The organism is Bacillus sp. ME78 (assembly GCF_903970865.1).
Classification (GTDB): Bacteria; Bacillota; Bacilli; order Bacillales; family Bacillaceae_G; genus Bacillus_A; species Bacillus_A cereus.
This window is the reverse complement of record NZ_CAJCKK010000110.1, coordinates 1-329: the sequence shown is the minus strand read 5'-3', so window position 1 is coordinate 329 and position 329 is coordinate 1. Positions and strand designations below refer to the sequence as shown.

Below are 329 nucleotides of genomic sequence, written 5' to 3'. Positions count from 1 at the left end.
CGTGTATATGAAGCGTCAAAAGGTGGAGAAGCGATCGTAACATCAGAAGCGGTAGCTGGAGAAGCGAAAGAAGTAACGATTAAAAAGGCAGATTTACTGAAAGAAACAGGTGGCACAGTGTACGTAAGTGTACAAAGTGAGAATGAGCTAGAAAGTGTTCGTACAGCGGTGAAATATGAATCACAAGTAACAGTGGCACCAGCGGTGGATACAGTAAAAGTAGCGAACAATAAAGCTGGAGCTGTGGATACAATTACAGTGAGTGAAGTAACTGAAGGTGATGTTGTAAAAGTATATGATGCATCAACAGAAGGAAAAGAGTTAGGAAA

The 329-nt window shown here is 41.0% G+C and carries 1 pseudogene; it reads left to right on the top strand.

Going from position 1 to position 329, the window contains the following annotated elements:
- Positions 1 to 329: pseudogene (locus tag H6481_RS28485) on the top strand (hypothetical protein); the annotation flags it as partial.